This is a genomic window from Erythrobacter dokdonensis DSW-74 (genome assembly GCF_001677335.1).
GTDB classification, from domain to species: domain Bacteria; phylum Pseudomonadota; class Alphaproteobacteria; order Sphingomonadales; family Sphingomonadaceae; genus Erythrobacter; species Erythrobacter dokdonensis.
In genome coordinates this window covers 82,961-108,779 of record NZ_LZYB01000001.1, presented here as the reverse complement: position 1 = coordinate 108,779, position 25,819 = coordinate 82,961, and the positions used below count along the sequence as shown (strand labels likewise).

Here is a 25,819-nt window from a genome sequence, read left to right as displayed (position 1 = left end):
CCGGAGGGTGCGCGACCCGAAGGGACTTGGGATTGACGCCTAGCCGCTGCTAAAGCGGTGCTCTTTTCCGATTCCCCCAGGAGACGCGTGCTCATGTCTGACCAATTTTCCGCTGCCCTGGCGCTGATCGTGCTGAGCCTTGCACTGCTGATCGTCGCGGTGTGGTTCCTGATGCGCGCCAACCGCAAGGCCAAAATTGTGGAAGACGGCAGTGCCCCGGCCCTCGCCCGCGATGTGCTGGCCGAAGGCGCGGCGCCTGCGCAGCGCAATCAGGCGCTGATTGATGCAGCTCCGGCGGTTGCCAAAGCTGCGCCTGCGCCTGCGCCAGAACCTATCTCTCAGCCGGCCCCAGCGCCCGAGCCCGCACCTGTTCCTGCGCCGGTTGCCGAGGCCCCCGCCCCCGCCCCGGTTGCCGCCGACGATCTGTCGCGCATCAAGGGTGTTGGCCCCAAATTGGTGGCACTTCTCGGAGAGCTTGGCGTCACCTCCTATGCCCAGATCGCAAGCTGGTCGGAGGAAGATGTCGCGCGCATCGACGACCAGCTCGGCCGTTTCAAGGGACGCATCACCCGCGACCAGTGGATCGAACAGGCAAAGCTGCTCAGCCAGGGCGACGAAACTGCCTTTGCTCAACGTTTCGGCAATAACGGATAATATTCCTGCAAGGCTTGCGCCGATTCCATGTTATTCTTGCGTCCGGGGAGAGTCGCGGATGCGGGAGAGGACGGATGGCCTTGCGAATATTGGTCGCCGAAGACGAGTATATTACGGCATTTGATCTGCGCGATACTTTTGAGGAAGCGGGGTACGAGGTCGAAGGACCCCATGCCGGAATTTCCTCGGCCATGCTCGCGTGCCAGAAGGAAAAGCCTGATCTTGCGATCCTCGATATCGAGCTTGCAGACGGGCTGACCTACGAACTGGCGCAGAAACTGCTCGATGATGATGTGCCGGTGATCCTCCATTCCGAACGCTCCGAAAGGGACGAGCTTGCCGCCCGTTTCCCGCGAGCGATGGCTGTGGCCAAACCCTGCCCTCCGGCGGTGCTGCTCGATGCCGTCGGCCGGGTGTTGACGACCTGCTGAAAAAATCCCGGCTCCGCCACTCCGCGCCGCGCTCGCGGAACTAGACCGCACCGGATTTTTCCCCGCTGGCGTTGGACACCCCTTCCCTTTCGGTCCAGTATGAACGCCTGTGACCAAGGGAGGAAACGGAAGATGAAAACGTGGCTCTCCGGCACCGGGCTTGTCGCTGCCACCCTGATGGCCTTCAGCACACCGGCTCAGGCGCGCGACGCATATCTGGGAGAAGTGTTCGTGTTCGCCGGGAATTTCTGCCCGCGAAACACGTTGCCAGCTGATGGTCGCCTGCTTGCGATCGACCAGAACACGGCCCTTTTTTCGCTGCTGGGCACCATGTATGGCGGCGACGGACGCACGACCTTTGCCCTGCCCAAGCTTGACGGAACGGGCGACAAGGAAGGCCGCAAGCTGAAATATTGCATCGTCACCCAAGGGATATACCCCGCACGAAGCTAAAGCTCTCGCGCGGCCGTGCGAAGGAGCCTTGCGAAGGATACGCGCACCTGCGAAGGCGGACGGAAACGAAAAACGCAGGAGCAACGCCATGCATGGCACCCCGGCACCCAAGAGCGGTATCGCCCCGTTCAACTGGGAAGACCCCTTCGACCTCGAAAGCCAGCTGAGCGAAGAAGAACGGATGATCCGCGACGCCGCGCACGGCTTTGCGCAAGGCGAATTGCAGCCGCGCGTGATCGATGCCTTTCGCGAGGAAATGGACGCGCCCGAACTCTTCCCGCTGATGGGCAAGGCGGGCCTGCTGGGTGCGACGATCCCGGAAGAATTCGGCGGCGCGGGCGCAAGCTATGTCGCCTATGGCCTCATCGCCCGCGAAATCGAGCGGGTGGACAGCGGCTACCGCTCGATGGCGAGCGTGCAGTCGAGCCTCGTGATGCATCCGATCTACGCCTATGGATCGGACGAACAGCGCCGCAAATACCTCCCCGGCCTTGCAGCGGGCGAGCTGATCGGCTGCTTCGGCCTGACCGAACCCGATGCCGGTTCGGACCCGGCGGGAATGAAGACCTGGGCCAAGAAGGACGGCGACGACTACGTCATCTCCGGCTCCAAGACGTGGATTTCCAACGCGCCCTTCGCCGATGTCTTCGTGGTCTGGGCCAAGAGCGAGGAGCACGGCGGCGCGATCCGCGGCTTCGTGCTTGAAAAGGGCATGGCCGGGCTTTCCGCCCCCAAGATCAAGGGCAAGATTTCCCTGCGCGCCTCGACCACCGGCATGATCATGATGGACGAGGTGCGGGTGCCGGCCTCGGCGCTGCTGCCCAATGTCGAAGGGCTGAAAGGCCCGTTCGGCTGCCTCAACCGTGCGCGCTACGGCATCAGCTGGGGCGCGATGGGGGCGGCGGAGTTCTGCCTTGCCGCAGCGCGCCAGTACGGACTTGATCGACACCAGTTCGGCCGCCCGCTGGCCGCGACCCAGCTTTACCAGAAGAAGCTCGCCGACATGATGAGCGATATTGCGCTGGGCCTTCAGGCAAGCCTCAGGGTAGGCCGGTTGATCGACGAGGGACGCTTTGCCCCCGACATGATCTCGATCGTCAAGCGCAACAATGTCGGCAAGGCGCTCGATATCGCGCGGGCCGCGCGCGACATGCATGGCGGCAACGGCATTTCGGAGGAATATCAGGTGATCCGCCACGCGGTGAACCTTGAAACCGTCAACACCTACGAAGGCACGCATGATGTCCATGCGCTGATCCTCGGACGGGCGATCACGGGGATCGCGGCATTCTGATGCGCCTGTTCGGCTACTTCCGCTCGTCGACCTCCTACCGGCTCAGGATCGCCTTGAACCTGAAGGGGCTGGCCTTCGAGAACATCCCCGTCAACCTCGTCACCGCCGAGAACAAGGACGCCGCCTTTACCGCCCGCAACCCCTTCGGCTCGCTGCCGATGCTGGAGGCGGACGGGCGCGACCGGGCGCAGTCGATGGCGCTGCTCGAATGGCTGGACGAGGCTTATCCGACGCCGCGCCTGCTGCCGGAGGGCATAGAGGATCGTTATACCGTGCGCGAACTCGCCTATGGCATCGCGACCGAGGTGCACGCGGTCAACAACCTGCCGGTGTTGAAATACCTGAAAGACCCGTTGGGCCACACGCAGGACGAAATCGACACCTGGTATCGCCACTGGCTGAAACGCACGCTCTTGCCCGTAGAGGCGCGGCTGGCGATGCTGGGCACGGGCGATTTCCTCCATGGCGATGCGCCCGGCCTGTTCGAGGTGGTGCTGGTGCCGCAGCTCTACAACGCGCGGCGGTTCGCGTACGACCTCTCGGCCAGCCCCCATCTCACACGCATCGAGGCCGCCTGCCTTGCCCTGCCCGCCTTCGCCGCGGCGCATCCCGATAACCAGATCGACTCCCCGGAGAATATTGCATGAAGCTTGCAACCCTTGACAATGGCACGCGCGACGGGCGGCTGGTGGTGGTCAGCAAGGACCTCACCCGCTGCTGCGCGGCCGGTTACATCGCGCCGACCTTGCAGGCCGCGCTCGACGACTGGGATCGCATCGCGCCCGAACTCGAAGTGCTCGCCCGCGATGTCGAGCATGAAGCGGTGCCGTGCGAGCGCTTCCATGAACGGCAGGCCCATTCGCCCCTGCCGCGCGCCTACCAGTGGGCCGATGGCAGCGCCTATATCAACCATGTCGAACTGGTGCGGCAGGCGCGCGGGGCCAAGGTGCCCGACAGCTTCTACCACGATCCGCTGATGTATCAGGGCGGATCCGACAGCTTCTTGCGCCCGCGTCAGGACATTCCCTTGGGCGATCCCGCATGGGGCTGCGACATGGAGGGCGAGATCGCCTGCATCACCGGCGATGTGCCGATGGGCGTTTCGCCGGAGGAGGCCGCAGGCCACATCAAGTTGCTGATGCTGGTCAACGACGTGAGCCTGCGCGGCCTCATCCCGGCGGAGCTGGAAAAGGGCTTCGGCTTCTTCCAGTCCAAGCCCGCCAGCGCCTTCTCGCCGGTCGCGGTGACGCCGGACGAGCTGGGCGAGGCGTGGGCCGACTGCCTCATCCACCTGCCGCTGATGGTCGACCTGAACGGCCAGCCCTTCGGCCGCGCCAATGCGGGGGTGGACGCGACCTTCAACCTCGCGCAGCTCGTCGCCCATGCGGCCAAGACCCGCAACCTATGTGCAGGCACGATCATCGGCACCGGCACGATCTCGAACAAGGGCGCGGACGGCGGAGCGGGCAAGCCCGTGGCCGAAGGTGGCGCGGGCTATTCCTGCATCGCCGAAATCCGCATGATCGAAACCATTGCGGACGGCGCGCCGAAAACGCCGTTCATGCAGGCAGGCGACACGGTGCGGATCGAGATGCGGGACAGCGCCAACCACTCGATCTTCGGGGCTATCGAGCAGCACGTCGTAGCGGTCTGAGGCGGCCTTGCAGGGGTCTTGACCCCCTCCAGACCCCGGCTAGACCCCGGTTAGACCCCCGCCAGAATGGTGTTTCGCGTGAAACATCCCGAGATTTCGAGGACCCTGTGATGACCGCCTACCCTACCCTCAAGATGCTGATCGATGGCCAGTGGATTGCAACTGGTGAGGCAGGAGAAATGGCGGTGGTCAACCCGTCGACGGGCGCGGAAATCGGCCAGTGCCCCAAAGCATCGACCGCCCAGCTCGACAAGGCGCTCAAGGCGGCAGACGATGCTTTCGCGACATGGAGCAAGACTCCGGGCGCCGAGCGTTACGCGATCCTGCGCCGCGCCGCCGATCGCTTGCGCGAGCGCGCGCCCGCCATCGCGCGCGTCATCACCGCCGAAATGGGCAAACCGCATGCGCAGGGGCTCGGCGAGATTCTCTCGGCCTGCGACACGATTGATTTTCTTGCCGAGGAGGCCAAGCGCCGTGGCGGCCGCCTGATCCCGACCCGCGGGCAGGCGCTGATCGCCCAGATGGTGACGCACGAACCGATCGGCCCCGCGGTGCTGCTCACCCCATGGAACTTCCCGGTGAACCTGCCCGCCAAGAAGATCGCCGGCGCGCTGGCGGCGGGCTGCACCGCGATCCTGAAGCCGGCGGAGAACACCCCGGCCTCGGCACAATTGCTGGTCGAATGCTTCACCGATGCCGGCCTGCCCAAGGGCGTGCTGAACCTCGTCTATGGCGATCCCGGACCGGTATCGGAACACCTCATCGCCTCACCCGTCACGCGCAAGGTCAGCTTCACCGGATCGACTGCGGTAGGCAAGCATTTGGGTGCCCTTGCGGCCAGCCTGATGAGACGCTTCACCCCTGAACTCGGCGGCCATGCGCCCGTGATCGTCAGCCGCCACGCCGATTTCGAACGGGCCGTCGCGATGTGCGCTGCGACCAAGTTCCGCAATGCCGGACAGGTCTGTGTCTCTCCCACCCGCTTCCTCGTCGACAAGGCGATCTACGACAATTTCGTGGCCGAATTCGCCGAGCGGGCTGCGAAGCTCAAGGTCGGCGATCCGGGCGCGGACGAGAGCGTCGACATGGGCCCGCTGGCGCACAGCCGCCGGATCGCGGCCATGGAGCAGGTGGTCGCGGATGTCGGTGGCAACCGCGGCGAGGTGGTGACAGGCGGTGCGGCCATTGCGGGACAGGGCTTCTTCTTCCAGCCCACCGTCATTGCCAATCCCGCGCCGGACAGCCGGCTCATGAACGAGGAACCCTTCGGACCGATCGCGGGCATCGTTCCCTATGACACGATCGAGGATGCCGTGCGGATCGCCAACAGCTTGCGCTACGGCCTTGCCGCCTATGCCTTTTCGGGCGATCTCGACGAGGCGCATTACCTCGGCAACAGCCTGCGCGCCGGTATGGTCGGGATCAACCAGCTGATCGTAGCCTCGCCGGAAACCCCGTTTGGCGGGATCGGCGACAGCGGGTTCGGTTCGGAAGGCGGCGAGGAAGGCTATCTGGCCTTCACCGACACCAAGCTGGTGATGATGGCGAAGGCTGGCGGCTGAGCGCGTTCAGCCGATCAGGCTGGCAATCCGGCCAAGCAGCGAGCGGTGGTTTTCCATCGGCCGGATGCGGCCGTAACGCGCGCGGCGCGCATGTTCGTCCTGGATGCAGACTGTCCGAAGCATGGGATCCGGCCCGCTGGACCAGATAGTTGGTCTTGCCATTGATCGTGTCCCCGATTCGCAGGTGGGTATGGGATCCAGATTAACAGCAAAACTGTGGATAAATTATGAAGAACATGGTTAATCGCCTTGCCGCAGCAACGGCTCACCGATCCGTGCGCCGCACCCCCGCAGCACGCACGTCGGCAAGGGTCGGATAACCGTTAACGGCCATCAGCAGGTCCGCCTCCGCGAGGATCGACCTTAACACCCAGGCCGCACCTTCGGCCCCGCCCAGCGCGAGTCCGTAAGTGTAAGGCCGGCCCACGCCCACAGCGCGCGCGCCCATTGCCAGCGCCTTTATCGCATCGGTGCCCGAGCGCACCCCGCTGTCGAACAGCACGGGCGTATCGCCCGATGCCTTCACCACCTCTTCCAGCAGGTCGATGGTGGCGATCCCGCCATTGGCCTGTCGCCCGCCGTGGTTGGAGCAATAGACCGCATCCGCCCCGCTATCGACCGCGCGGCGCGCGTCGTCGGGGTGGCAGATGCCCTTGAGCACGATCGGCAGCTTGGTGACCGACTTGAACCACGCCATGTCCTCCCAGGTCAGCACCTGCCCGAAGGTCGCTGCCCAGGTGAAGATCGCCGCCGCCGGGTCTTCCTCAGGGGGCTGGGCCAGCAGCGAGCGGAAGACGGGGTCGGTGAAGTAGTTCTGCAAGACCTTGCCGCGCAATTGCGGGAAGTTCGACGCATTGAGATCGCGCGGGCGCCAGCCGGTTACCCAGGTATCGAGCGTCACCACCAGCGCCTTGTAGCCGGCATCTTCCGCGCGGCGGATGAGGCTCGTCGCCAGTTCGCGGTTCCTCGGCGTGTAAAGCTGGAACCAGGCAGGCGTATCCCCGCAGGCCGCCTTCACATCCTCCAGCGGATCATTGGCAAGGGTCGATGCGCAGAACGGCACCCCCGTCATCGCCGAGGCGCGCGCGGCGGCCATGTCGCCATGCCGGTCCTGCGACGCCTCGCCGTTCAAACCGATCGGGGCCATGAACAGCGGGGTCGGATAGCGATGGCCGAACAGCTCGATGGACAGGTCGCGGGTAGAGCAATCGACCATCATGCGCGGCACCATGCCCCAATGGTGGAATGCGGTCGCATTCTGGTCCTGCGTGTGCTCGTCGCCGCAGCCGCCCGCGACATAGTTGGTGAGACTCGGCCCCAGCGCCTCGTGCGCGCGCTTTTCCAGAGTGGCGAAATCGACCGGATAGGTGGGCAGGATGCCCTTGAGCCCGGCATTGTAGATCTCGTTCTGCATCGCGCCGAAATAGGTCATGGCGTATCGTCTCTCCCGTGGTGTTTGGGAATAAGATCAGCCGAAGCAGCGCTTGAGGGCAAGCGGTTTTCGGGAGCATCGCGCGGAAAAGTGGGCACCGGTTTTCCGCTGAGGCGATGCGACATCCAAAGGCTAGAACAGGCGTTGCAAGCGCGGACGGACCTTGAGGAAGCGCAGATAGGCCGCCTCGAGCAAGCGCAGCACATGGGGGTTCCTTGCCGCCAGCCCGAGCGGGCGCAGCAGCGGGATCGCCCGCCACATCGCCGCAAAAGCGGCCGCGCCGGAATGGATGACGCCGTTCTCTTCGGCGTGGAAGCGAGCGAGCAATTGCGCACGGTCGACGGGGCAGGACGGATCGCCTCCCTCAGCCACATCGACAAAGGTGATCGCCTCGCGCTTATCCAATCGCCGCATCAGCGCGATTTCGCGCAGGCACAGCGGGCAGGCACCGTCGTACCAGACTTTCACACGACTCAAGGCGCGATCCAAAGGCGGATGATGTAGGCGATCGTGCCCAGCACCGCGACGCTCGCCGCCCAGATGCCCGCCATCCAGAGGAGGCGCTGCCACAGCGGACCTTCCGGCGGTTGTTCAGGCGGCGCAAGCATCAATGGTAACCTTCGTCAGCGACTTTCCCTCTGAACACCCAATAGGCCCAGGCGGTGTAGCCGATGATCAGCGGCATGGTCAGCGCGACGCCCACCAGCATGAAGATCTGGCTGCGTTCGGGCGCCGCGGCGTCCCAGATGGTGACGCCCGGCGGCACGACATTGGGCCAGATGGTGACCCCCAGCCCGCTCATGCCGAGGAAGAACAGCGCGATGCCCAGCCAGAAAGGCTTGGAGTTGCGGTCTTTCAGGATCGCCCGCAGCATCGACAGCGCAACGATCGCGGTCACGATCGGCACCGGCGCGACCCAGTAGATTTCCGGCGCGGTCAGCCAGCGCGCGGCATATTCGGGCTTCAGCGCGATGTTGTAGAGGCTCACCGCGCCCATCAGCACGATGGTCGCAGCGCCCCAGCGGATCGCCAGTTTGCGGGCGTGGGCCTGTTCCTCGCCGTCAAGCTTCCAGATCAGCCAGCTCGCCCCCAGCAGGGCATAGCCGGCGACCGTGCCGAGACCGGTCAGCAGGGTATAGGGCGTGAGCCAGTCCCACCAGCTGCCCGCATAGGCGCGGTCCACCACCTCGATGCCCTGCAACAGCGCGCCCAGCGTCATGCCCTGCGCCAGCGCAGCGACGAAGCTGCCGCCGGTAAAGGCCATGTCCCAGAACTTCTGGTGGCCGGGATCGCGCCAGCGGTATTCGAAGGCCACGCCGCGGAAAACGAGGCCCAGGAGCATGGCGATGATCAGCGGATAGGTCGCGGGCAAGATCACGGCATAGGCAAGCGGAAAGGCGGCAAACAGCCCGCCGCCGCCCAGCACAAGCCAGGTCTCGTTCCCGTCCCACACCGGCGCGATGGAATTCATCGCCCGGTCGCGTTCACGCCCGGCGGCAAAGGCGGGAAACAGGATGCCGATACCGAGGTCGAAGCCGTCCATCACCACATAGGCGAACACGGCAAAGGCGATGATGAAAGCCCAGATGACGGTCAGATCCATCACACCGGCTCCTTTTCCGGCCTGGCCGAAGGCAGAGCCTCCTCGCCGCCCGGATTCTGCGTCAGCCCCGGGGTGATCCCGGCGGTGCGGATCGGGCCGGTATCGCCGCGCTTGACGCCATATTCGCCCGCGTGCGGCGCCTTGCCCATCAGCTTGAGGATGTACCACACGCCGATGCCGAAGACGGTGAAATAGACGAGGATGAAAGCCAGCAGCGAGGCGGCGACCGCAGGCGCATCAAGCGGGCTCGCGGCGTCAGCCGTGCGCAGCAGGCCGTAGATGACATAGGGCTGGCGGCCGACTTCGGTGGTGATCCATCCGGCGAGCACGGCGGCGAAGCCCGATGGCCCCATCAGCACCGCGGCGCGGTGCAGCCACGGCATGTCGTAAAGCCTGCCCCGTACCCGGCCCCACAGGCTCCACAGCCCGATGCCGAGCATCGCAAAGCCGATGCCGACCATCACGCGGAAGCTCCAGAACACCATGCCAACCGGCGGTTCCTCGTCATCGGGGATGGTGTCGAGCCCGGCGAGCGGCGCGTCCCAGTCATGCTTGAGGATAAAGGACGATGCCTTGGGGATTTCGATGGCGTAACGAACCGTCTTCGCCTCTGAATCGGGGATGCCGAACAGGATCAGCGGCGCGCCGTCGGGGTGGGACTGGTAATGCCCCTCCATCGCCATGACCTTGGCGGGCTGGTGCTCGAGGGTGTTGAGCCCGTGCATGTCGCCGGCGAAAATCTGCAAGGGCGTGACGATTGCCGCCATCCACATCGCCATCGAGAACATCTTGCGTGCGTGCGGGTTTGCGCGGTCCTTGAGCAGGTGCCAGGCGCCCACCGCGCCGACCACGAAAGCGGTGGTGAGATAGGCCGCCATCACCGTGTGGACGAGGCGATAGGGAAAGCTGGGGTTGAAGACGATGGCCCACCAGCTGGGACCGGGCATGTATTGCCCGTTGGCGGCGATTTCATAGCCCGTGGGCGTCTGCATCCAGCTGTTGACCGACAGGATCCAGAAGGCCGACACGAAAGTGCCCAGCGCCACCATCAGCGTCGCGGCAAAATGCAGCTTCTTGCCGACCTTGTTCATCCCGAACAGCATGACGCCCAGAAAGCCCGCTTCGAGAAAGAAGGCGGTCAGCACCTCGTAAGCCATCAGCGGGCCGAGGATCGGCCCTGCGACATCGGAGAACACCGACCAGTTGGTCCCGAACTGGTAGGACATGACGATGCCCGACACGACGCCCATGGCAAAGGCGATGGCGAAGATCTTCAGCCAGTACTTGAACAGGTCAAGATAGACCGGTTTGCCGGTCTTCAGCCACAGTCCCTCAAGCACCGCAAGATAGCTGGCCAGCCCGATCGAGAAGGCCGGAAAGAAGAAGTGGAAGCTCACCGTGAAGGCGAACTGGATGCGCGCGAGCAGCAGGGCGTCGAGGTTTTCCAACATGATGATGAGCTAATCCCTTGGCTGCACCGATCAATTGCAATCGCTGCACCGAATATACGGTTGGAAGCGAAAAGGGTTGCACCGCCGGGCGGGGGGATGCCCGGCGGTGCATAGGGGCCGGGTCGCTAGGCGACCTCGACCAGCCGCAGATAGGGCTTGATGGTGGTGAAGCCCTGCGGGAACATTTCCCTGGCCTTTTCATCGGGGATCGAAGGCGGAATGATCACCTTGTCGCCCGGACGCCAGTCGGCAGGCGTGGCGATGCGCGCCTTGTCGGCGAGCTGCAGGCTGTCGATCACACGCAGGATCTCGTCGAAATTGCGCCCCACACTCATCGGATAGGTCATGGTCAGGCGGATCTTCTTGGCCGGATCGATGATGAACACCGAACGCACCGCCGCGGTTTCCGATTGGTCGGGGTGGATCATGTCATAAAGCTTGGCGATGGTCAGATCGGGGTCGGCGACGATCGGAAAGGTCAGGGTAACCCCCTGCGTCTCGTCCACGTCCTTGACCCATGCGAGGTGTTCTTCGACCGTATCGGTCGACAGGCCCAGCGGCTTGCAATTGCGCTTCTCGAACTCGGCGGCAAGGCGCGCGGTCATGCCCATTTCGGTAGTGCAGACAGGAGTGAAATCGGCCGGGTGGCTGAAAAAGAACACCCAGCTGTCACACGCCCAGTCATGCAGGGAAATCTCGCCGGTGGTGGTGGCGACGGTGAAATCGGGGGCGGTATCGCCGATATGCAGGCTCATGGTCTTTGCTCCTTTGCTTGGGTGCGATTGCCCTAGCAGGCGGCGCGAGTCGGGGATATATCAATTACTCGGTTTATGAAATCGATTTTTCCACTTGTCCAGATTTTGTCCGTTTCATGGCACGTTCAATCATGAAAGCCGCCTTCTAGGCGCTTTCGATTATAATTTTTCCGAAAGTGTAGTTGCCGGACTCAGATCAGCCCGCGCGCCAGCATCGGATCGGCCTCGCCCGCCTCCTCGCCGGTGTCATTGGCGAGCTCGGCAAAGGCCTGATCCTGCGACAGGAACACGCGGCCCGACAGATCGTCGAGGAAATGGGTGCGCTGCAGCCGGTCCATCACCGGGCCCTTCACTTCCGACAGGTGCAGCTTTACGCCCGCATCCTCGAGCCGGTGGTTTATCGCTTCCAAACTTTCGAGGCCCGAGGCGTCAATCGCATTCACCGCGCTCGCCATCAGCACCACGTGGCGCAAGGCCGGGCGCTCGGCGACCTGTTCGAGGACATATTCCTCCAGCCAGCGGGCATTGAGATAGGTCAGGCTTTCGTCGATGCGGATCGACAGCAGGTGCGGCAGGGTCAGCACCTTGTGGCGCTCGATATTGCGGAAATGCTCGGTCCCCGGCACCCGCCCGACAATCGCCGCATGGGGACGGCTTGCGCGCCACAGGTAAAGCAGCAGGCCCACGCCCACGCCCGCGATCACGCCCATCTCCACCCCTGCCAGCAGGGTAACCGCGATCGTCGCGGCGTGGGCGGCGAAATCGGCCTTGGAATAGGCCCAGAGCCGACCGGGGGTCTTGAGATCGACAAGGCTCAACACGGCAACGATGATGGTTGCCGCCAGCGTCGCATCGGGCAGGTTGAACAACAACGGGGTGAGGAACAGGCTGGCGAGCGCGATGCCGACCGCCGTGAAGGCTCCCGCCGCCGGGGTCTGCGCGCCCGCATCGAAATTCACCACCGAGCGGGCAAAGCCCCCCGTCACCGGATAGCCGCCGGACAGCGCACTGGCGATGTTGCTGGCTCCCAACCCGATCAGTTCCTGGTCCGGCGCAATCCGCTGGCGACGCTTCGCGGCCAGAGTCTGCGCGACCGAGACGCTTTCCACAAAGCCGATAATGGAAATGAGCAGCGCGGGCACCCACAGCGCCTCGATCAGCGCAAGGTCGGTCGAGGGCACTGCGAAGGGCGGCAGGCCTTGCGGGATCGCACCGACGATAGAGACGCCCTTGCCCTGCAAGCCGAAGCCGATCACCGCAAGGATCGACACCGCTACCGCCACCACCGGCCCGGCCTTGGCCGCCATGTCTGCCGCGCGCGCGCCCATGCCGAGGCGCACCAGCAGAGGTTTGAGCCCCTTGCGCACCCAGAACAGGAACAGAGTCGCCGGGATGCCGATGGCGAGGGTTGGAAGGTTCACCTCGCCGATCTTGCCCGCCAGCCCCGCCAGCATCTCCGGCCAGGTCTCGCCCGAGACCTTCACGCCAAGAATGTGCTTCAACTGGCTGGTGGCAATCAGGATGCCGCTCGCGGAAATGAAGCCGCTGATGACCGGATGCGACAGCAGGTTGGCCAGGAACCCCAGCCGCAGCAATCCCAGCACCGCCAGCATCACCCCGGACAATGCGGCCAGCGTGATTGCCGCTTCGAGATATTCCGCCGTCCCCGGCACCGCGACCGCTCCGGCCGCGCTCGCCGTCATCAGCGAGACCACCGCCACCGGTCCGACCGCAAGCGTCCGGCTGGTGCCGAAGATCGCATAGGCAATCAGCGGCATGATCGAGGCATAGAGGCCGACGACCGGCGGCAATCCGGCCAGCATCGCATAGGCGAGGCTCTGCGGGATCAGCATGATGGTGACGATCACCGCCGCCATCAGGTCGCTGGTCAGCACCTCGCGGTTATAGGTGCGGCCCCATTCGAGGATCGGGAAATAGCGCTGGAGCATGGTCTATTGTGCGATCAAACCGCCGGGCCCGGCAAGCCATTCACGGCCCTTGAGCATCCCGTTCCAGTAAAGCCAGGGCAGAAGATCGGCCTTGAGCATCCATGACAGGCGCGCAGGCTTGGTGCCGTCGACCAGCCAGGTCGGGAAGCTGGGCGCGAGCTTGCCGCCATAGGCGAACTCGGCGAGCACGATCTTGCCGCGCTCGACCGTCAGCGGGCACGAACCATAGCCGTCATAGCCCGCGGTCGGCCCCTTCCCGTCAAGTTGCCGCAGCGCGTTGACCGCGACCACCGGCGCCTGTTTGCGCGCGGCAGCGGCGGTCTTGGCATTGGGCATCGAGCCAGCATCGCCAAGCCCGAAGACATTGGGATAGCGCACATGCTGGAGCGTGTGCAGATCGACATCGGTAAAGCCGGTATCCGCTGCGAGCGGGCTGTCGGCCAGAAATTGCGGGGCGACCTGCGGGGGAACGACGTGGAGCATGTCGAAGCCGACCGTCTCCTCGCCCTCGGCGGTCTTGAAGGTCGCCTGCCGTGCGGGGCCATCGACCGCGACCAGATTGCTGCCGAGTTCCAGCGCGATGCCGTATTTCTCGACATAGCTCATCAGCGCGGGGACATAATCGGCCACCCCGAACAGCACCCCGCCGGCATTGCGGAATTCGACTGCGATATCTTTCAGCACGCCCCAGCGGCGCCAGTGGTCGCAGGCGAGATACATGGATTTCTGCGGCGCGCCCGCGCATTTGATCGGCATGGGAGGCTGGGTAAAGATCGCCCGGCCTTGCTTCAGGCCCTGCACAAGCTCCCAGGTATAGGGCGCAAGGTCGGGGCGGTAGTTGGAGGTCACCCCGTTGCGGCCCAGCGTCGCCTCGAGTCCCGCGATTTTCTCCCACGCGAGCCTTATTCCGGGGGCTACGATCAGCACTTCGTAAGTGATGGTGCTGCCATCGGCGAGGGTCACCTGATTGCTTTCGGGCTGGAAACTGGCGGCCGCCTGTTTCACCCAGCGCACGCCCTTTGGCATGACGCTCGCCATCGGGCGCATGGTGGTGGCGACATCGAACACGCCCCCGCCCACCATTGTCCAGCCGGGCTGATAGGCGTGGGTGTCGGATGGCTCGACGATCGCGATGTCGAGCCCCGGGCGGCGCTTGAGCATCGAGGCCGCCGTGGCGATCCCCGCCGCGCCGCCACCGATAATGACGATTGTGTGTGTGGCCGTGCTCATGTCCGATCCCTCCCGTATCCCGATCTAGTTGCTTGCCGCCATCCGGTCGGCGAGGGCCGACAGGTCGTATCCGGCAGCCTTGGCGTTGGCGATCCGATCTTCCACGCTCAGACCGCCGACATTGGCCAGCGCATCGAGCGTCGCGGCGCGGGTGCCGGTGCGGCAATAGGCCAGCACCTTGCCTTGCGTGCCGCGGCGGATCGCGGCGAAGGCGTCGACCGCGGCAGGCGGGAACACCCCGCCTGCAACCGGGATATGGTGGAAGGCGAGGCCCGCCTCCTGCGCAGCGCGGCGCATGTCTTCAAGCGGCGGCTGGCCCGGCTCCTCGCCATCGGGGCGGTTGCAGATCACTGCGGCAAAGCCCTGATCGGCAAGGCCTGCCAGCTCCTCGGGCGCCATCTGCGGGGCGACCGCCAGCGTCGCATCGATATTGCGCAGTTCCATCAGGCATTTCCTTCCACAAGGCGAACCAGCAGCATTCCCGCCAGCATCGCGGCAACGAAGATCGCCGCCGCACCCGGCGCGATCGCGAAAGAGGCAAAGCCGGGGCCGGGGCACAATCCGGCAATGCCCCAGCCGATCCCGAACAGCGCCGAACCGCCCACAAGGCGCGGGGTGAGGTCGCTGCGGTCGGGCAGGGAGAATCCCTCGGCAAACAGGGGACGCTGCATCCGCTTCTGCAGCAGCCAGGCCACCGCCATAACCAGCACCGCCCCGCCCATCACGAAGGCGAGCGTGGGATCCCAGTCGCCGAACAGGTTCAGAAAGCCGCGCACCCGTGCCGGATCGGTCATCCCGCCAAGCGTCAGTCCGGCGCCGAAGATCGTGCCCGAGGCGAGCGGAACGAGCAGGTCGCGGGTCATGGCAGCACCGCGATGCCGAGCGCGTTCATGGCCGCCACGGTCGCAAAGCCGGTTACCATGAAAGTCGCGGTGGCAACCAGCGAGCGCTGTGACAAGCGGCTCATCCCGCACACGCCGTGCCCGCTGGTGCAGCCCGAACCGAGCCGCGTGCCGACACCGACGATGAGGCCAGCAACCGCCAGCATAACCGGACTGGCGAAGGCCGGAGTGGCCGCGCCCGAAAGCCCTGCCACCGCCAGCGCGCCCAGCGGCAGGCCGATGATGAAAGCGAAGGCCCCGGCGCGCGACATTGAACCCGGCGCGATGCCGAAGGCGCGCGCGGCGATGCCGGAGACCCCGGCAATCCGCCCCGCGCCCAGCAGCATCAGCGCTGCCGCCAGCCCGATCAATACGCCGCCGCCGAGCCCGGCCAGCGGGGCCGCCTCTGGGAAACCCGGCAGGATCATACCGCGTTGACCGGCAGCTTGAGGTAGGTCACGCCGTTGTCGTCGGCAGGCGGCAGGTGCCCTGCGCGCATGTTGACCTGCACGCTCGGCAGGATCAGGCGCGGCATGTCGAGCGTCGCATCGCGCGCTTCGCGCATCTGCACGAACTCGTCCTCCGCGACCCCGTCATGGGCATGGATATTGCCTTCACGCTCGGCCGCGACAGTGGTCTCCCACACATATTCCGTGCGGCCCTTGGGCAGGTAGTCGTGGCACATGAACAGCCGCGTCTCGCCGGGTAGCATCAGGATGCGCCGGAGCGAGCGGAACAGCGTGCGCGCATCCCCGCCCGGAAAGTCGGCCCGCGCCGTGCCGTAATCGGGCATGAACATGGTATCGCCCACGAACACCGCCTCGCCCACGACATAGGCGATGCAGGCCGGCGTGTGGCCAGGGACATGCATCACCGTCACCGGCAGGGTGCCGATGGTGAAGGTATCGCCGTCCTTGAACAGATGATCGAACTGCGAACCGTCGCGCTCGAATTCGGTACCGGCGTTGAACAGCTTGCCGAACACCTGCTGCACCGTGGTGATATGCTCGCCGATCGCGATTTTCCCGCCCAGCTTCTCCTGAAGATAGGGCGCGGCCGAAAGGTGATCGGCATGGGCATGGGTCTCAAGCAGCCAAGTCACTTTCAGATTTTTTGAAGTGACGTAATCGATAACCTGGTCGGCCGAGGCAGTCGAGGTGCGGCCGGAACTGGGGTCGAAGTCGAGCACCGAGTCGACAATCGCAGCCTCCATCGTCGCCGGATCATGGACCACATAGGTAACAGTGAAGGTGGCAGGGTCGAAGAAACCTGCAACTTCAGGACGCAGGGCTGCATCAGCACGCGCCCGCTCGACCTGCGCGGTGGCCGCAGCAAGGATCGAATCATTGGCACTCATGGTCTTTCTCCATTTGTTTACATAAATTGTGTATATGTATTGCAATGTCGCTGTCAAGTGCTATGAGGCTTCCATGAACGACCCCAGCTCCATGCCTCCCCCCTGCGCCGGCCTGCGGATCGGCGACATCGCCCCCGACTTCGAGGCCCGCAGCACGATCGGACCCGTGCGCCTGTCGGCCTATCGCAAGCGCTGGCTGGTGCTGTTCTCGCACCCGGCTGACTTCACGCCCGTTTGCACCACCGAATTCGTCGCCCTCGCCCGCGAGGCAGAGGCCTTCGAGGACCGCGACTGCGCGCTGATGGCGCTTTCGGTCGACAGCCTGTTCTCGCATTTCGCCTGGCTGCGCATGATCCGCGACCGTTTCGGCGTGGAGGTGCGCTTTCCCATCGTCGAGGATCCGACGCTGGTGATCGGCCGCGCTTTCGGCATGGTCTCGCCACAGGACAACGACAGCGCCACCGTGCGCACCACATTCTTCATCGACCCTCAGGGCGTGATCCGGGCGATGACCTGCTATCCGGCCAATCTCGGCCGATCGGTGCCGGAGATGCTGCGCATTCTCGACGGGCTACAGGCGATCGACGAAAGGCACGCGCTGGCTCCTGCCAACTGGCAGCCGGGCGAGCCGATGCTGGCCGCACCGAGCCACAATCTCGACGAGGTCTATGCCGCAAAGGACATCACCGGATGGTTCCTGCGCGACAACGAAGGAAAGGCATGATGGCCGAGGAAGACCTGATCGAGGCGCTGAAGGCCCTTGCCCACCCGCTGCGCTTCCGCATTCTCTCGTCACTGTCTGCGGGCGAGCGCAATGTCGGCGAGATCGAACAGGTGACGGGCATCGGTCAGCCGGGCCTGTCCCAGCAGCTGGGCGTGCTGCGCAAGTCAGGACTGGTGGACACGCGCAAGGACGCCAAGCTGGTGTTCTATGCCATCGCGGGTGAACAGATCGGCGCGGTGACCGCAGCCATCGCCGCGCTCGCGCCCGGCATCGCCCTCACCACCGACCCAGAGCCCCTGCGCACGCCCGCGCCCGGGGTCGCCAATTTCGCCCGGATGTCCTGACGGCTCACTCGCCCGGAAGCGGCGCATCGGGGTTCCAGCCGCCGCCCAATGCCTGGTAGAGATCGACAAATGCAAGATCGCGCGCCAGCCGCGCGCGGGCGAGCGCCAGCTCGCTCGACAGGACCAGACGCTGGGCATCAAGCACCGAGAGGTAATTCACCACCCCGCCCTTGAAACGCAGCTCCTGCAAGTAAAGCGTGCGCGCCGCCGCCTGCGCCTGCTCGGCGAGCGGGGCCAGTTGTTCATCTGCCGCGCGATAGGCGTAGCTTGCGGCATTGACGTCAAACAGGGCTGCCTGCACCGCGCGGCGATAGCCGATCAGCGCCTGTTTCGTCTGCGCCCGCGCGGCCCGCACATTGCCGAGATCGCGCCCGACATTGAGGATCGGCAAGCCCACCTGCGGCCCCCATGAATTGATATCGGCCGATTGACCGCCGTCGAACAGCGAACCCAGTTCGGTAGCGCTGCGCCCGAACAGCGCACCGAAGCCGATGGTCGGGAAGGGAAAGCGGTTGGCAATGGCAACGCCCTCGTTGGCGGTCGCGGCGGCGAGCGCCTGTTCGGCGATAATCACATCGGGCCGCCGCGCGAGCAGTTCGCTCGGCACGCCGAGGGGAAGATCATAGGCCCCGATGCCGCGCGCCTGCGCCGCCGCATCGAAGGGCGCAAGCTCCATGGGCGAGGGATAGCGCCCGAGCAGCACCGCGAGCAGGTTCTCGGTGACCAGCCGCGCCTGCCGGATCTGGGGCAGGAGTGCGCGCGTGCCGGCGACCTGGGCGCGGGCCTGCTGTTCCTCGCTGTCCGACACCACGCCCTGGCGGTGGAGCAGCTGCACCAGTTCGAGGCTCTTCTGCTGGAGCGCGATATTGCGTTCGAGGATCGCTTCTTCCGCCTGCAATTCGCGGATCGTCAGCCAGGTGGTTGCCACCTGCTGCACCAGCACGGTGACGATTGCGGCCTGCCCCGCCTCGCTGGCGAGCAATTGGGCGCGCGCAGCCTCGTTCTGGCGGCGCAGCTTGCCGAACAGGTCGATCTCCCAGTTCAGCACGAGGCCGAGGGTGAACACCCCGTCATTGGCATTGCCCTGCGGCTGGGGCGCGGTCTGCAGCGCGCCGTCGAGCGTCGGGAAGAAGCGGCTCCGCGCCACCAGCAGCCGGGCGCGCGATTCCTCGATCCGGGCGTAGGCCTGCTGGAGGTCGAGATTGTTGGCGAGCGCCTCCTCGATCAGCGGGCGCAGTTCGGGATCGCCGTAGAGCGCGAACCAGGGCAGGTTCGCGGCCGAGCCTGCGGTCCCGGCATCGATCGCGACGGCGTGGCGTCCGGGCAGCGCCAAGCCGGGCCGGTCATAGTCGCGCCCGACAATCGTGCAGCCCGGCAGCGCGGCCGCCAGCGCGGCCAGCGCCCCGGCCTTCAGCAGCGCCGCTCTCATGCCGGTTGCTCCGCCGCTTCGCCTGCCGTTGACGGTTTCGAAACTGTCTTGGGCGGGCCGGCGTAGCGTTCCGTCAGGGTCTGGACGATGGCATAAAGCGCCGGAACCACCAGCACCGCCAGCACGGTCGAAACCAGCATCCCGCCGAACACCACCGTCCCCACAGATTGCTTCGACGCCGCCCCTGCTCCCGAGGCGATCAGCAGCGGCACCACGCCAAGGATGAAGGCGAAGCTGGTCATCAGGATCGGGCGCAGGCGCTGCACAGCGGCATCGCGCGCGGCTTCGGCAATGCCCATCCCCGCCTCGCGGTTGGCCTTGGCAAACTCGACGATCAGGATCGCGTTCTTGGCCGACAGGCCGACCAGCGTCACCACCCCGATCTGACCGTAGACGTTGAAATCGAGCCCGCGCAGCATCAGCGCAAGCAAGGCCCCCAGCACTCCGAACGGCACGGCGAGCAACACCGCGACGGGGATCGACCAGCTTTCGTAAAGCGCGGCGAGGAACAGGAACACCACCAGCACCGACAGCGCCATCACCACCGCGGCGGCATTGCCGGTCTCGACCTCTTCGCGCGTGACGCCCGCCCATTCATAGCCATAGCCTGCCGGCAGCACCTTGGCCGCGGTGCGTTCGAGCGCGGCCAGCGCCTCGCCCGAGGAATAGCCGGGCGCGGGCGCTCCGGTGATGTCGGCCGAACCGTAGAGGTTGTAGCGGCTGGTAAAGCGCGGCGCGGCGCCCTTCTCGATGCTGACCACGGCGGAAAGCGGCACCATCTGCCCGGTGGTGCGGCTCTTCACGTTGATCAGGCCCAGCGCGGCAATATCCTCGCGATAGGTCGCATCGGATTGCAGCATCACCTTGTAGTTCTTGCCGTAGCGGGTGAAGTCGTTGACCTGCGACCCGCCGAGCAGGATTTGCAGGGTCTGGTAGACATCGGTGAGCGCAAGGCCCAATTGCTTGGCCCGCTCGCGGTCGACGGTCAGCTGGTAGTTCGGCGTGCCCGCGTTGAAGCTGGAGGAAATGCGCCCGATTTCCGGCTGCTGGCTCGCCTCGGCGATGAAGGCGCGGGTCATGTCCGCGAGATCCTGGCTGGATTGGCCCGCGCGCGCCTGCAGCATCATCGAAAAGCCCGATGATGCGCCGAAGCCCGGCAGCGCGGGCGGACCGAAGCCGAAGATCATCGCCTGCGGGGTGATATAGCCCAGCATGTTGGCCTTCTGGATCGTCGCCGCGGCAGAAGTCTCCGCCCCGCGTTCGTGCCACGGCGCAAGCTTGGCGACCATCAGCCCCGCGCTCGGCGTGGCGGTGCCGGACAGGACGTCGAAACCGGAAATCGCCATCACCGATTCCACCCCGGGCAGCGCGCCCAGCTTGCCCGAGAAATCTTTCAGCACTTCATTGGTGCGCTGGCTGTTCGAGGCTTCAGGCAGCAGCGCCTGCACGAACACCGCACCCACGTCCTCGTCAGGGACAAAGCCGGTCGGCGTCACCCGGAACAGCAGCACGACGCCGCCGATCGCCAGCAGCAGGAACACCGCCACACGTTTCAGGCTGGAGGTGGTCATGCCGATGAAACGACCATATTTCTCGGTCATCCGGTCGAACCACGCATTGAAGCGGGCAAAGAAGCGGTCGAGCCAGCCGGTGCCGGGTTCTTCCGGCCGGGGCTTGAGCAGCAGCGCGCACAGCGCCGGGGTCAAAGTCAGCGCCACCACCGAGGAAAACAGCGTCGAGACCGCGATCGTCAGCGCGAACTGCTTGTAAAGCTGCCCGCTCACGCCCGGGATGAAGGCCATCGGCACGAACACCGCAGCCACCACCAGCGTCGTTGCGACAATCGGCGCGGACACCTCGTCCATCGCCAGGCGGGTAGCCTCGACCGGCGAGAGGCGTTCATGGAGCATCTTGTGCTCGACCATCTCGACCACCACGATCGCATCGTCGACCACGATCCCGATCGCCAGCACCATGCCGAACAGCGACAGCGTGTTGATCGAAAAGCCCAGCGCCTGATAGGCAATCAGCGTTGCCAGCAGGGATACCGGCACGGCCAGCATCGGGATCAGGGTGGCGCGCCAGGATTGCAGGAACACGAACACCACCAGCAACACCAGGATCAGCGCATCGCGCAAGGTATGCTGCACCTCGGTGATCGATTCCTCGACGAAGGTGGAGCTGTCGTAGACGATTTCGTAATCGAAATCGGGCGGGAAGCTCGCCTTCATGTCTTCCAGCCGCGCTTTCAGCTCCTCTGCTGTGGCCATCGCGTTCGCGCCCGGTGACAGGGCCACGCCGATCGCCGCGGCGGGCTTGCCGTTGAGGCTCGCCTCCTGCGCATAGCCTTTCGCGCCCAGTTCCACCCGCGCGACATCGCGGATGCGCACCTGCGAACCGTCCGGCCCGGTGCGGAGCACGATGTTTTCGAACTGGCTTGCGTCGTTGATCCGGCCCTGCAATTCGAGGCTGTACTGGAACCCGCTGGGAGTGGCCGTAGGCGGCTGGCCGACCGCGCCGGGAGCCGCCTGTGCGTTCTGTTCGCGCACTGCGGCAACCACATCCATCGGGGTGAGGCCGAGCGCGGCGAGCCGGTCGGGCTTGAGCCAGACCCGCATCGCAAAGGGCGAGCCATAGACCGCAACATCGCCCACGCCCTGCACGCGCTTCAGGTCATCGACGATCAGGTTGTCGAGATAATTGCTGATGAAGGTCCGGTCATAGGCCCCGCCGGGCGAATGAAAGGCGACATACATCAGCGTGTCGGAGGAAGCCTTGCGCACGGTGACGCCGATATTGTTGACCTCGGCAGGAAGCTGCGGAAGCACCTGGCTGACGCGGTTCTGGGTCTCGACCGCGGCGATATCGGGATCGGTTTCGAGGCTGAACTGCACCGTCACGACCGAGGAACCGTCGGCGCTGGAGACGGCCTTGATCGACTTCATGCCGGTAACGCCGTTGATCTGCGAATCCAGCGGCGCCGTGACCCCGTCCTCGACCACAAGCGCGCTCGCGCCGGGATAGAGCGAGGTGATGCGCACCGTCGGCGGGGCGATTTCGGGATACTGCGCGACCGGCAGGCCCGTCAGCGACAGAACGCCCGCCAGCGACAGGATCAGCGCGATGACGATGGCGAAGACCGGGCGATCGATGAAGAAGCGCGCCACGGCCTATTGCTTCCCTGCCGCTTTCTTCATCGCCTCTTGCGCATAGGCCTTGGAACCGCCCTGCGGCAGCGGCTGCACCACCATGCCCGGACGCACCTTGGCGAGCCCTTCCACCACCACCGCCTCGCCGGGTTTCAATCCGTCCTCGATGATCCACTGGCCCGCGGCTTGCGTTCCGACCGTGACCCGGCGCTGCTCGGTCTTGTTGTCCTTGCCCACGACCATCACGAAATAGGTGCCGAACTGTTCCATCACCGCGCGATCGGGCACGACCACAGCGCCCTTCCTTGTCTGCACCTTGATCTGCACCCGCCCGAACTGGCCGGGCAGCACCTGCCCGCCGGGATTGGGGAACACCGCGCGCAGGCGATAGGAGCCGGTGGTGGGATCGACCGCGCGATCGGCAAAGTCGATGGTGCCGTCCTGCGGCAGCACCGTGCCATCGGCCAGCACCAGCTTGATGCCGGTCTGCGCATCGGCCTTCTCCTGCGGAGAAAGACGCGCAAAGCTCAGCAGTTCTTCTTCGCTAGGGCTGAAATAGACCTCGATGCGGCCGGCATCGGAAATCCGCGCCAGTTCCACCCCGCCCGGCGCGACCAGCTGGCCGACACTGACCGAAGCCTTGCCGATCCGGCCCGAGATCGGCGCGCGCACCTGTCCGTAGCCCAGCGTAATCTCGGCATTGCGCAGCGCCGCGCGGGTGGCCTTGACCTGTGCATCGGCGGCCTTGGCGGTGGCGATGGCGTTGTCATAGACCTGCTGCGCGATCGCATCCTCGGCAACCAGCGGGCCGTAGCGCGCCACATCCTCGCCCGCGCGCGCCGCCTGCGCCTCGGCAGCCGCGACATTGGCGAGCGCCACGTCACGCGCCGAGACATATTCGCGCGCCTCGATCTCGAACAATAGCTGGCCCTGCCGGACCATGGATCCTTCGGTGAAGGCACGGCGCAGCACGACACCGCCGATGCGCGGGAATACCGCAACCTCGCTACCGGCACGGATATCGCCGATATATTCGGAATAGAGCGGGGTGTCCTGCGCGGCGGCCTTGACCACCTCGACCGGCATGGGCGGAGGGGCAGGCGGCGTCTCGCCCCCGCAACCGGCCAGCAAGGCTCCTGCAAAGCCCAGCGCGGCCAGACGCAGCGCAAAGCGTGATCCCCCCGGTTTGCCCATGTCGCTCCTCACTCCGCGCCGGGCCTGCCATTCGGGCAATGCCGACGTTGTCCCCCGTAGATGCGTCTTGCGCCCGCCTTGCCCCGCTTCACGCGGCCTTCAGGGCGGTCTCGGGGCGAGGTTCCCCCATGTCAGAGTCTTTTTCAACCCCTTTCAAGACACTGTTTCACGGGAAACATTCCGGCCTGCCGCGCCCGGTCGCGGGAAATCGCAAGAGCCGATGTAACCGCGCCGGAAGACCATCCGAACAAGCCGGTGTGAGCCAGCAAGGCCCACGCCTGAATTGGAAAGGACGGATCATGAAATCGACTCTCGCACTCGCCGCTGCCTCGCTGGCTGCCGCTTCCCTGCTCGCCACTTCCCCGGCGGTTGCCCAAAGCTCGGGTGCCAAGGAAAAGTGCTACGGCGTTGCGCTCAAGGGCAAGAATGACTGCGCCGCCGGGCCGGGCACCAGCTGTGCCGGAACTTCGACCGTCGACTATCAGGGCAATGCCTGGAAGTATGTCGGCAAGGGCGAATGCGTGAAGATGGGCGGCTCGCTCGCCGCCAAGAAGGGCAACGCCAAGCCCGTTCCGCAGAAGAACTGACCCAGTCTGCCAAATCCGATGCTGGCCGACACAAACATCCCGCAGGTCTCCCTGCCCCCCAACGCCGGGGTGAGCCTCAAGCCGCAGCACTATGCGCAAGCGCTTGAAGCCGTGTCGGCCAGCATCGTCGTCCCTGATGAAACGCCGCACTGGTTCGAGGTGCATCCCCAGAACTATTTCGGCGCAGGCGGCCCGCCGCATCGCTGGCTGACCGCCTTTGCCGAGGTCGCGCCGATCAGCTTCCATTCGGTCGGCCTGTCGCTCGGCAGCTGCGAGGGGGTGAACCTTGAAGAGCTGGAGCAGCTCGTGGCGCTGTGCGATCGCTATGCCCCGGCGATGGTGTCCGATCACCTGAGCTGGAGCGGCAGCGCCAGCAATCGCTATCCCGATCTGCTGCCGGTGCCCTATACCGCCGAAGTGCTGGATCACTTTTCGGCACAAGTCGCGCGGGTGCAGGACCGGCTGGGGCGCACCATGCTGATCGAGAACCCCTCGCGCTACCTCGCCTTCAGAGGCGACACGATGCACGAAGCCGAATTCCTCCACGCCCTGTGCGCCCGGACGGGGTGCGGCCTGCTGCTCGACATCAACAATATCGAAGTGACGGCGACCAATTGCGGGCTGGATGCCGATGCCATGATCGATGCGATCGATCCGGCGCTGGTCGGCGAGATCCACCTTGCGGGCCACGCCGCCGAAGAGCACGCGCTCGGCCCGCTGCTGATAGACGATCACGGATCGAAGGTGTCGGACGAAACCTGGCGGCTGTTTTCACGCTTCATCGAACGCGCCGGGCCACGGCCGGTGCTGATCGAATGGGACACCAACGTCCCTGCGTTCGACGTGCTGATGACCGAAGCCGGGGTTGCCGGTGCGATCATGAACCGCGCGGCCCGCCGACGGCAAGCCTTGCAGGGGCGGTCTCATGCCTTGGCTTGACGGCGGCGAACGCGCCATGATGATGGCGCTTGATCACGGTCCGGCGCACCTTCCCGACAATCTGTTCAGCGGCTCTCGGGAACGGGTGTTGGCCGGCATGAAGGTGCATGCCAACACGATCTCCCACGCCCGGCTCGTGGCACTGGAGGAGACGTTCGTGCGCACCCGCGCAGTGATCGGCCATGATGCATTCAACCGCCTTTCTCGCCTGTTCCTCGAACAGCCCGGAGTCACGGGGCAGCCGCTGGCGATGATCGGCACAGGCTTCGATGCCTTTCTGGCCGGGCAAGGCGAAGCGGTCGGCGCTGCCGGACTGGCGCGGTTCGAGTGGCTGTGGCTGGAGGCCTATCACGCGGCCGATGCCGAGCCGCTGGCCCTGACTGCACTGGCCGGACATGCGCCCGAGGCCCTGCTGGAAGTGACGCTCGCCGCTCATCCATCCGCCAGGGCCGAGCCCCTTGCACCGCCGGTGCGGGCACTTCTGGCGAGTGACGTGCCGGAACTGGAGCACGCCGAAGCGGTCCTGCTGGTGCGGCCGCACGCGGAGGTGCTGATATCGGCGGCGAGCCTCGAAATGGTCCGCATCCTGGCCCTTGCCCATAATCCGCAGACGATCGGTAACCTTCTGGCGCTGACCGGCGAACATCCCGGTGACGAGGAACAGCAGGCCGATGCGAACATGCAGGCGCTGGTTGCGCTCATCAATGCAGGCGCGCTGGTGCGGGCCTGAGAGACAGGGGAACAAGC

27 protein-coding genes are annotated in these 25,819 nt (G+C 65.4%); 12 read left to right on the top strand and 15 right to left on the bottom strand.

Annotated features, from left to right (window positions below; translation table 11 throughout):
- Window positions 1-93 precede the first annotated feature (93 nt).
- From I603_RS00575 to I603_RS00545, 7 genes are all read left to right on the top strand, one after another.
- On the top strand, window positions 94-654 hold the full coding sequence (locus I603_RS00575) for a hypothetical protein (RefSeq protein WP_068861885.1): 561 nt from the start codon (window positions 94-96) through the stop codon (window positions 652-654).
- Between the two features lie 74 nt (window positions 655-728).
- The gene (locus I603_RS00570; RefSeq protein ID WP_068861884.1) at window positions 729-1,085 is read left to right on the top strand and encodes a response regulator; all 357 of its coding nucleotides are present in this window, start codon (window positions 729-731) and stop codon (window positions 1,083-1,085) included.
- A gap of 132 nt (window positions 1,086-1,217) precedes the next feature.
- Window positions 1,218-1,538, top strand: coding sequence for a phage tail protein (locus I603_RS00565; RefSeq protein ID WP_084439735.1), 321 nt, complete (start codon window positions 1,218-1,220; stop codon window positions 1,536-1,538).
- 88 nt (window positions 1,539-1,626) lie between these two features.
- On the top strand, window positions 1,627-2,832 hold the full coding sequence (locus I603_RS00560; protein WP_198157196.1) for an acyl-CoA dehydrogenase: 1,206 nt from the start codon (window positions 1,627-1,629) through the stop codon (window positions 2,830-2,832).
- A complete protein-coding gene (gene maiA, locus I603_RS00555; protein ID WP_068861883.1) occupies window positions 2,832-3,479 on the top strand; it encodes a maleylacetoacetate isomerase in 648 nt (215 codons plus the stop codon). Before I603_RS00560 ends, maiA begins: the two co-directional genes overlap by 1 nt.
- A complete protein-coding gene (locus I603_RS00550) occupies window positions 3,476-4,486 on the top strand; it encodes a fumarylacetoacetate hydrolase family protein (RefSeq protein WP_068861882.1) in 1,011 nt (336 codons plus the stop codon). Before maiA ends, I603_RS00550 begins: the two co-directional genes overlap by 4 nt.
- Before the next feature lie 110 nt (window positions 4,487-4,596).
- Entirely contained in the window at window positions 4,597-6,048 is a 1,452-nt protein-coding gene (locus tag I603_RS00545; RefSeq protein WP_084439733.1) for an NAD-dependent succinate-semialdehyde dehydrogenase, read from the top strand.
- A 265-nt stretch (window positions 6,049-6,313) separates the two neighbouring features.
- On the opposite strand, the gene I603_RS00540 is transcribed toward I603_RS00545, so the two are convergent.
- The 12 genes from I603_RS00540 to I603_RS00490 all read right to left on the bottom strand — a co-directional run bounded on the left by I603_RS00540 (window position 6,314) and on the right by I603_RS00490 (window position 16,706).
- A complete protein-coding gene (locus tag I603_RS00540) occupies window positions 6,314-7,480 on the bottom strand; it encodes an alpha-hydroxy-acid oxidizing protein (protein WP_068861880.1) in 1,167 nt (388 codons plus the stop codon).
- Between the two features lie 132 nt (window positions 7,481-7,612).
- Window positions 7,613-7,957, bottom strand: a complete 345-nt coding sequence (locus I603_RS00535) for a thiol-disulfide oxidoreductase DCC family protein (RefSeq protein ID WP_068861879.1) — start codon at window positions 7,955-7,957, stop codon at window positions 7,613-7,615.
- Window positions 7,954-8,088: a DUF2474 domain-containing protein gene (locus tag I603_RS14195; protein ID WP_084439731.1), complete on the bottom strand. Its 135-nt coding sequence runs from the start codon at window positions 8,086-8,088 to the stop codon at window positions 7,954-7,956. Before I603_RS14195 ends, I603_RS00535 begins: the two co-directional genes overlap by 4 nt.
- Window positions 8,088-9,083, bottom strand: coding sequence for a cytochrome d ubiquinol oxidase subunit II (cydB, locus tag I603_RS00530; protein WP_068861878.1), 996 nt, complete (start codon window positions 9,081-9,083; stop codon window positions 8,088-8,090). Before cydB ends, I603_RS14195 begins: the two co-directional genes overlap by 1 nt.
- Window positions 9,083-10,534 (bottom strand): cytochrome ubiquinol oxidase subunit I, encoded by a 1,452-nt coding sequence (locus I603_RS00525; protein WP_068861877.1) that lies wholly within the window; start codon window positions 10,532-10,534, stop codon window positions 9,083-9,085. The genes cydB and I603_RS00525 overlap by 1 nt, the downstream gene beginning before the upstream one ends.
- A 125-nt stretch (window positions 10,535-10,659) precedes the next feature.
- Window positions 10,660-11,289 carry a peroxiredoxin gene (locus tag I603_RS00520; protein WP_068861876.1) on the bottom strand — a complete coding sequence of 210 codons (630 nt, stop codon included), beginning with the start codon at window positions 11,287-11,289 and terminating at the stop codon, window positions 10,660-10,662.
- Window positions 11,290-11,480: 191 nt separating this feature from the next.
- A complete protein-coding gene (locus tag I603_RS00515) occupies window positions 11,481-13,238 on the bottom strand; it encodes a SulP family inorganic anion transporter (RefSeq protein WP_068861875.1) in 1,758 nt (585 codons plus the stop codon).
- A gap of 3 nt (window positions 13,239-13,241) precedes the next feature.
- Window positions 13,242-14,468: an NAD(P)/FAD-dependent oxidoreductase gene (locus I603_RS00510; RefSeq protein WP_068861874.1), complete on the bottom strand. Its 1,227-nt coding sequence runs from the start codon at window positions 14,466-14,468 to the stop codon at window positions 13,242-13,244.
- Window positions 14,469-14,492: 24 nt separating this feature from the next.
- Entirely contained in the window at window positions 14,493-14,912 is a 420-nt protein-coding gene (locus I603_RS14625) for a protein tyrosine phosphatase family protein (protein ID WP_068861873.1), read from the bottom strand.
- The gene (locus I603_RS00500; protein ID WP_068861872.1) at window positions 14,912-15,331 is read right to left on the bottom strand and encodes a DUF6691 family protein; all 420 of its coding nucleotides are present in this window, start codon (window positions 15,329-15,331) and stop codon (window positions 14,912-14,914) included. Before I603_RS00500 ends, I603_RS14625 begins: the two co-directional genes overlap by 1 nt.
- The gene (locus I603_RS00495) at window positions 15,328-15,777 is read right to left on the bottom strand and encodes a YeeE/YedE family protein (RefSeq protein ID WP_068861871.1); all 450 of its coding nucleotides are present in this window, start codon (window positions 15,775-15,777) and stop codon (window positions 15,328-15,330) included. The genes I603_RS00500 and I603_RS00495 overlap by 4 nt, the downstream gene beginning before the upstream one ends.
- A complete protein-coding gene (locus I603_RS00490; protein WP_068861870.1) occupies window positions 15,774-16,706 on the bottom strand; it encodes an MBL fold metallo-hydrolase in 933 nt (310 codons plus the stop codon). Before I603_RS00490 ends, I603_RS00495 begins: the two co-directional genes overlap by 4 nt.
- Before the next feature lie 73 nt (window positions 16,707-16,779).
- Between I603_RS00490 and I603_RS00485 the strand changes: the two genes are divergently transcribed.
- Window positions 16,780-17,430 carry a peroxiredoxin gene (locus tag I603_RS00485; RefSeq protein ID WP_068862465.1) on the top strand — a complete coding sequence of 217 codons (651 nt, stop codon included), beginning with the start codon at window positions 16,780-16,782 and terminating at the stop codon, window positions 17,428-17,430.
- Window positions 17,427-17,774, top strand: a complete 348-nt coding sequence (locus tag I603_RS00480; protein WP_086621816.1) for an ArsR/SmtB family transcription factor — start codon at window positions 17,427-17,429, stop codon at window positions 17,772-17,774. Before I603_RS00485 ends, I603_RS00480 begins: the two co-directional genes overlap by 4 nt.
- A gap of 4 nt (window positions 17,775-17,778) precedes the next feature.
- Here the strand turns inward: I603_RS00480 and I603_RS00475 are convergent, their stop codons facing one another.
- The 3 genes from I603_RS00475 to I603_RS00465 are packed head-to-tail and all read right to left on the bottom strand — an operon-like array spanning window position 17,779 to window position 23,546.
- Window positions 17,779-19,203 carry an efflux transporter outer membrane subunit gene (locus I603_RS00475; protein ID WP_068861868.1) on the bottom strand — a complete coding sequence of 475 codons (1,425 nt, stop codon included), beginning with the start codon at window positions 19,201-19,203 and terminating at the stop codon, window positions 17,779-17,781.
- A complete protein-coding gene (locus tag I603_RS00470) occupies window positions 19,200-22,370 on the bottom strand; it encodes an efflux RND transporter permease subunit (protein WP_068861867.1) in 3,171 nt (1,056 codons plus the stop codon). Before I603_RS00470 ends, I603_RS00475 begins: the two co-directional genes overlap by 4 nt.
- A 3-nt stretch (window positions 22,371-22,373) precedes the next feature.
- The gene (locus tag I603_RS00465) at window positions 22,374-23,546 is read right to left on the bottom strand and encodes an efflux RND transporter periplasmic adaptor subunit (protein ID WP_068861866.1); all 1,173 of its coding nucleotides are present in this window, start codon (window positions 23,544-23,546) and stop codon (window positions 22,374-22,376) included.
- Window positions 23,547-23,845: 299 nt separating this feature from the next.
- Here I603_RS00465 and I603_RS00460 point away from each other — a divergent pair, with 299 nt between their 5' ends.
- Genes I603_RS00460 through I603_RS00450 form a run of 3 tightly spaced genes read left to right on the top strand, consistent with a single transcriptional unit; the run spans window position 23,846 to window position 25,802 of the window.
- The gene (locus I603_RS00460) at window positions 23,846-24,133 is read left to right on the top strand and encodes a BufA1 family periplasmic bufferin-type metallophore (RefSeq protein WP_068861865.1); all 288 of its coding nucleotides are present in this window, start codon (window positions 23,846-23,848) and stop codon (window positions 24,131-24,133) included.
- 18 nt (window positions 24,134-24,151) lie between these two features.
- Window positions 24,152-25,072, top strand: coding sequence for an MNIO family bufferin maturase (bufB, locus tag I603_RS00455; RefSeq protein ID WP_068861864.1), 921 nt, complete (start codon window positions 24,152-24,154; stop codon window positions 25,070-25,072).
- Window positions 25,059-25,802, top strand: coding sequence for an HvfC/BufC family peptide modification chaperone (locus I603_RS00450; protein WP_068861863.1), 744 nt, complete (start codon window positions 25,059-25,061; stop codon window positions 25,800-25,802). The genes bufB and I603_RS00450 overlap by 14 nt, the downstream gene beginning before the upstream one ends.
- The last annotated feature ends 17 nt before the right edge of the window (window positions 25,803-25,819 follow it).

Coding starts and splice junctions, on each gene's coding strand:
- I603_RS00570 (WP_068861884.1), top strand. CDS start 729: ATGGCCTTGCGAATATTGGTCGCCGAAGACGAGTATATTACGGCATTT.
- I603_RS00480 (WP_086621816.1), top strand. CDS start 17,427: ATGATGGCCGAGGAAGACCTGATCGAGGCGCTGAAGGCCCTTGCCCAC.
- I603_RS00475 (WP_068861868.1), bottom strand. CDS start 19,203: ATGAGAGCGGCGCTGCTGAAGGCCGGGGCGCTGGCCGCGCTGGCGGCC.
- I603_RS00540 (WP_068861880.1), bottom strand. CDS start 7,480: ATGACCTATTTCGGCGCGATGCAGAACGAGATCTACAATGCCGGGCTC.
- I603_RS00485 (WP_068862465.1), top strand. CDS start 16,780: ATGAACGACCCCAGCTCCATGCCTCCCCCCTGCGCCGGCCTGCGGATC.
- I603_RS00575 (WP_068861885.1), top strand. CDS start 94: ATGTCTGACCAATTTTCCGCTGCCCTGGCGCTGATCGTGCTGAGCCTT.
- cydB (WP_068861878.1), bottom strand. CDS start 9,083: ATGGATCTGACCGTCATCTGGGCTTTCATCATCGCCTTTGCCGTGTTC.
- I603_RS00490 (WP_068861870.1), bottom strand. CDS start 16,706: ATGAGTGCCAATGATTCGATCCTTGCTGCGGCCACCGCGCAGGTCGAG.
- I603_RS00550 (WP_068861882.1), top strand. CDS start 3,476: ATGAAGCTTGCAACCCTTGACAATGGCACGCGCGACGGGCGGCTGGTG.
- I603_RS00450 (WP_068861863.1), top strand. CDS start 25,059: ATGCCTTGGCTTGACGGCGGCGAACGCGCCATGATGATGGCGCTTGAT.
- I603_RS00510 (WP_068861874.1), bottom strand. CDS start 14,468: ATGAGCACGGCCACACACACAATCGTCATTATCGGTGGCGGCGCGGCG.
- I603_RS00520 (WP_068861876.1), bottom strand. CDS start 11,289: ATGAGCCTGCATATCGGCGATACCGCCCCCGATTTCACCGTCGCCACC.
- bufB (WP_068861864.1), top strand. CDS start 24,152: ATGCTGGCCGACACAAACATCCCGCAGGTCTCCCTGCCCCCCAACGCC.
- I603_RS00460 (WP_068861865.1), top strand. CDS start 23,846: ATGAAATCGACTCTCGCACTCGCCGCTGCCTCGCTGGCTGCCGCTTCC.
- I603_RS00565 (WP_084439735.1), top strand. CDS start 1,218: ATGAAAACGTGGCTCTCCGGCACCGGGCTTGTCGCTGCCACCCTGATG.
- I603_RS00515 (WP_068861875.1), bottom strand. CDS start 13,238: ATGCTCCAGCGCTATTTCCCGATCCTCGAATGGGGCCGCACCTATAAC.
- I603_RS14625 (WP_068861873.1), bottom strand. CDS start 14,912: ATGGAACTGCGCAATATCGATGCGACGCTGGCGGTCGCCCCGCAGATG.
- I603_RS00560 (WP_198157196.1), top strand. CDS start 1,627: ATGCATGGCACCCCGGCACCCAAGAGCGGTATCGCCCCGTTCAACTGG.
- I603_RS00525 (WP_068861877.1), bottom strand. CDS start 10,534: ATGTTGGAAAACCTCGACGCCCTGCTGCTCGCGCGCATCCAGTTCGCC.
- I603_RS00545 (WP_084439733.1), top strand. CDS start 4,597: ATGACCGCCTACCCTACCCTCAAGATGCTGATCGATGGCCAGTGGATT.
- I603_RS00500 (WP_068861872.1), bottom strand. CDS start 15,331: ATGACCCGCGACCTGCTCGTTCCGCTCGCCTCGGGCACGATCTTCGGC.
- I603_RS00495 (WP_068861871.1), bottom strand. CDS start 15,777: ATGATCCTGCCGGGTTTCCCAGAGGCGGCCCCGCTGGCCGGGCTCGGC.
- I603_RS14195 (WP_084439731.1), bottom strand. CDS start 8,088: ATGCTTGCGCCGCCTGAACAACCGCCGGAAGGTCCGCTGTGGCAGCGC.
- maiA (WP_068861883.1), top strand. CDS start 2,832: ATGCGCCTGTTCGGCTACTTCCGCTCGTCGACCTCCTACCGGCTCAGG.
- I603_RS00465 (WP_068861866.1), bottom strand. CDS start 23,546: ATGGGCAAACCGGGGGGATCACGCTTTGCGCTGCGTCTGGCCGCGCTG.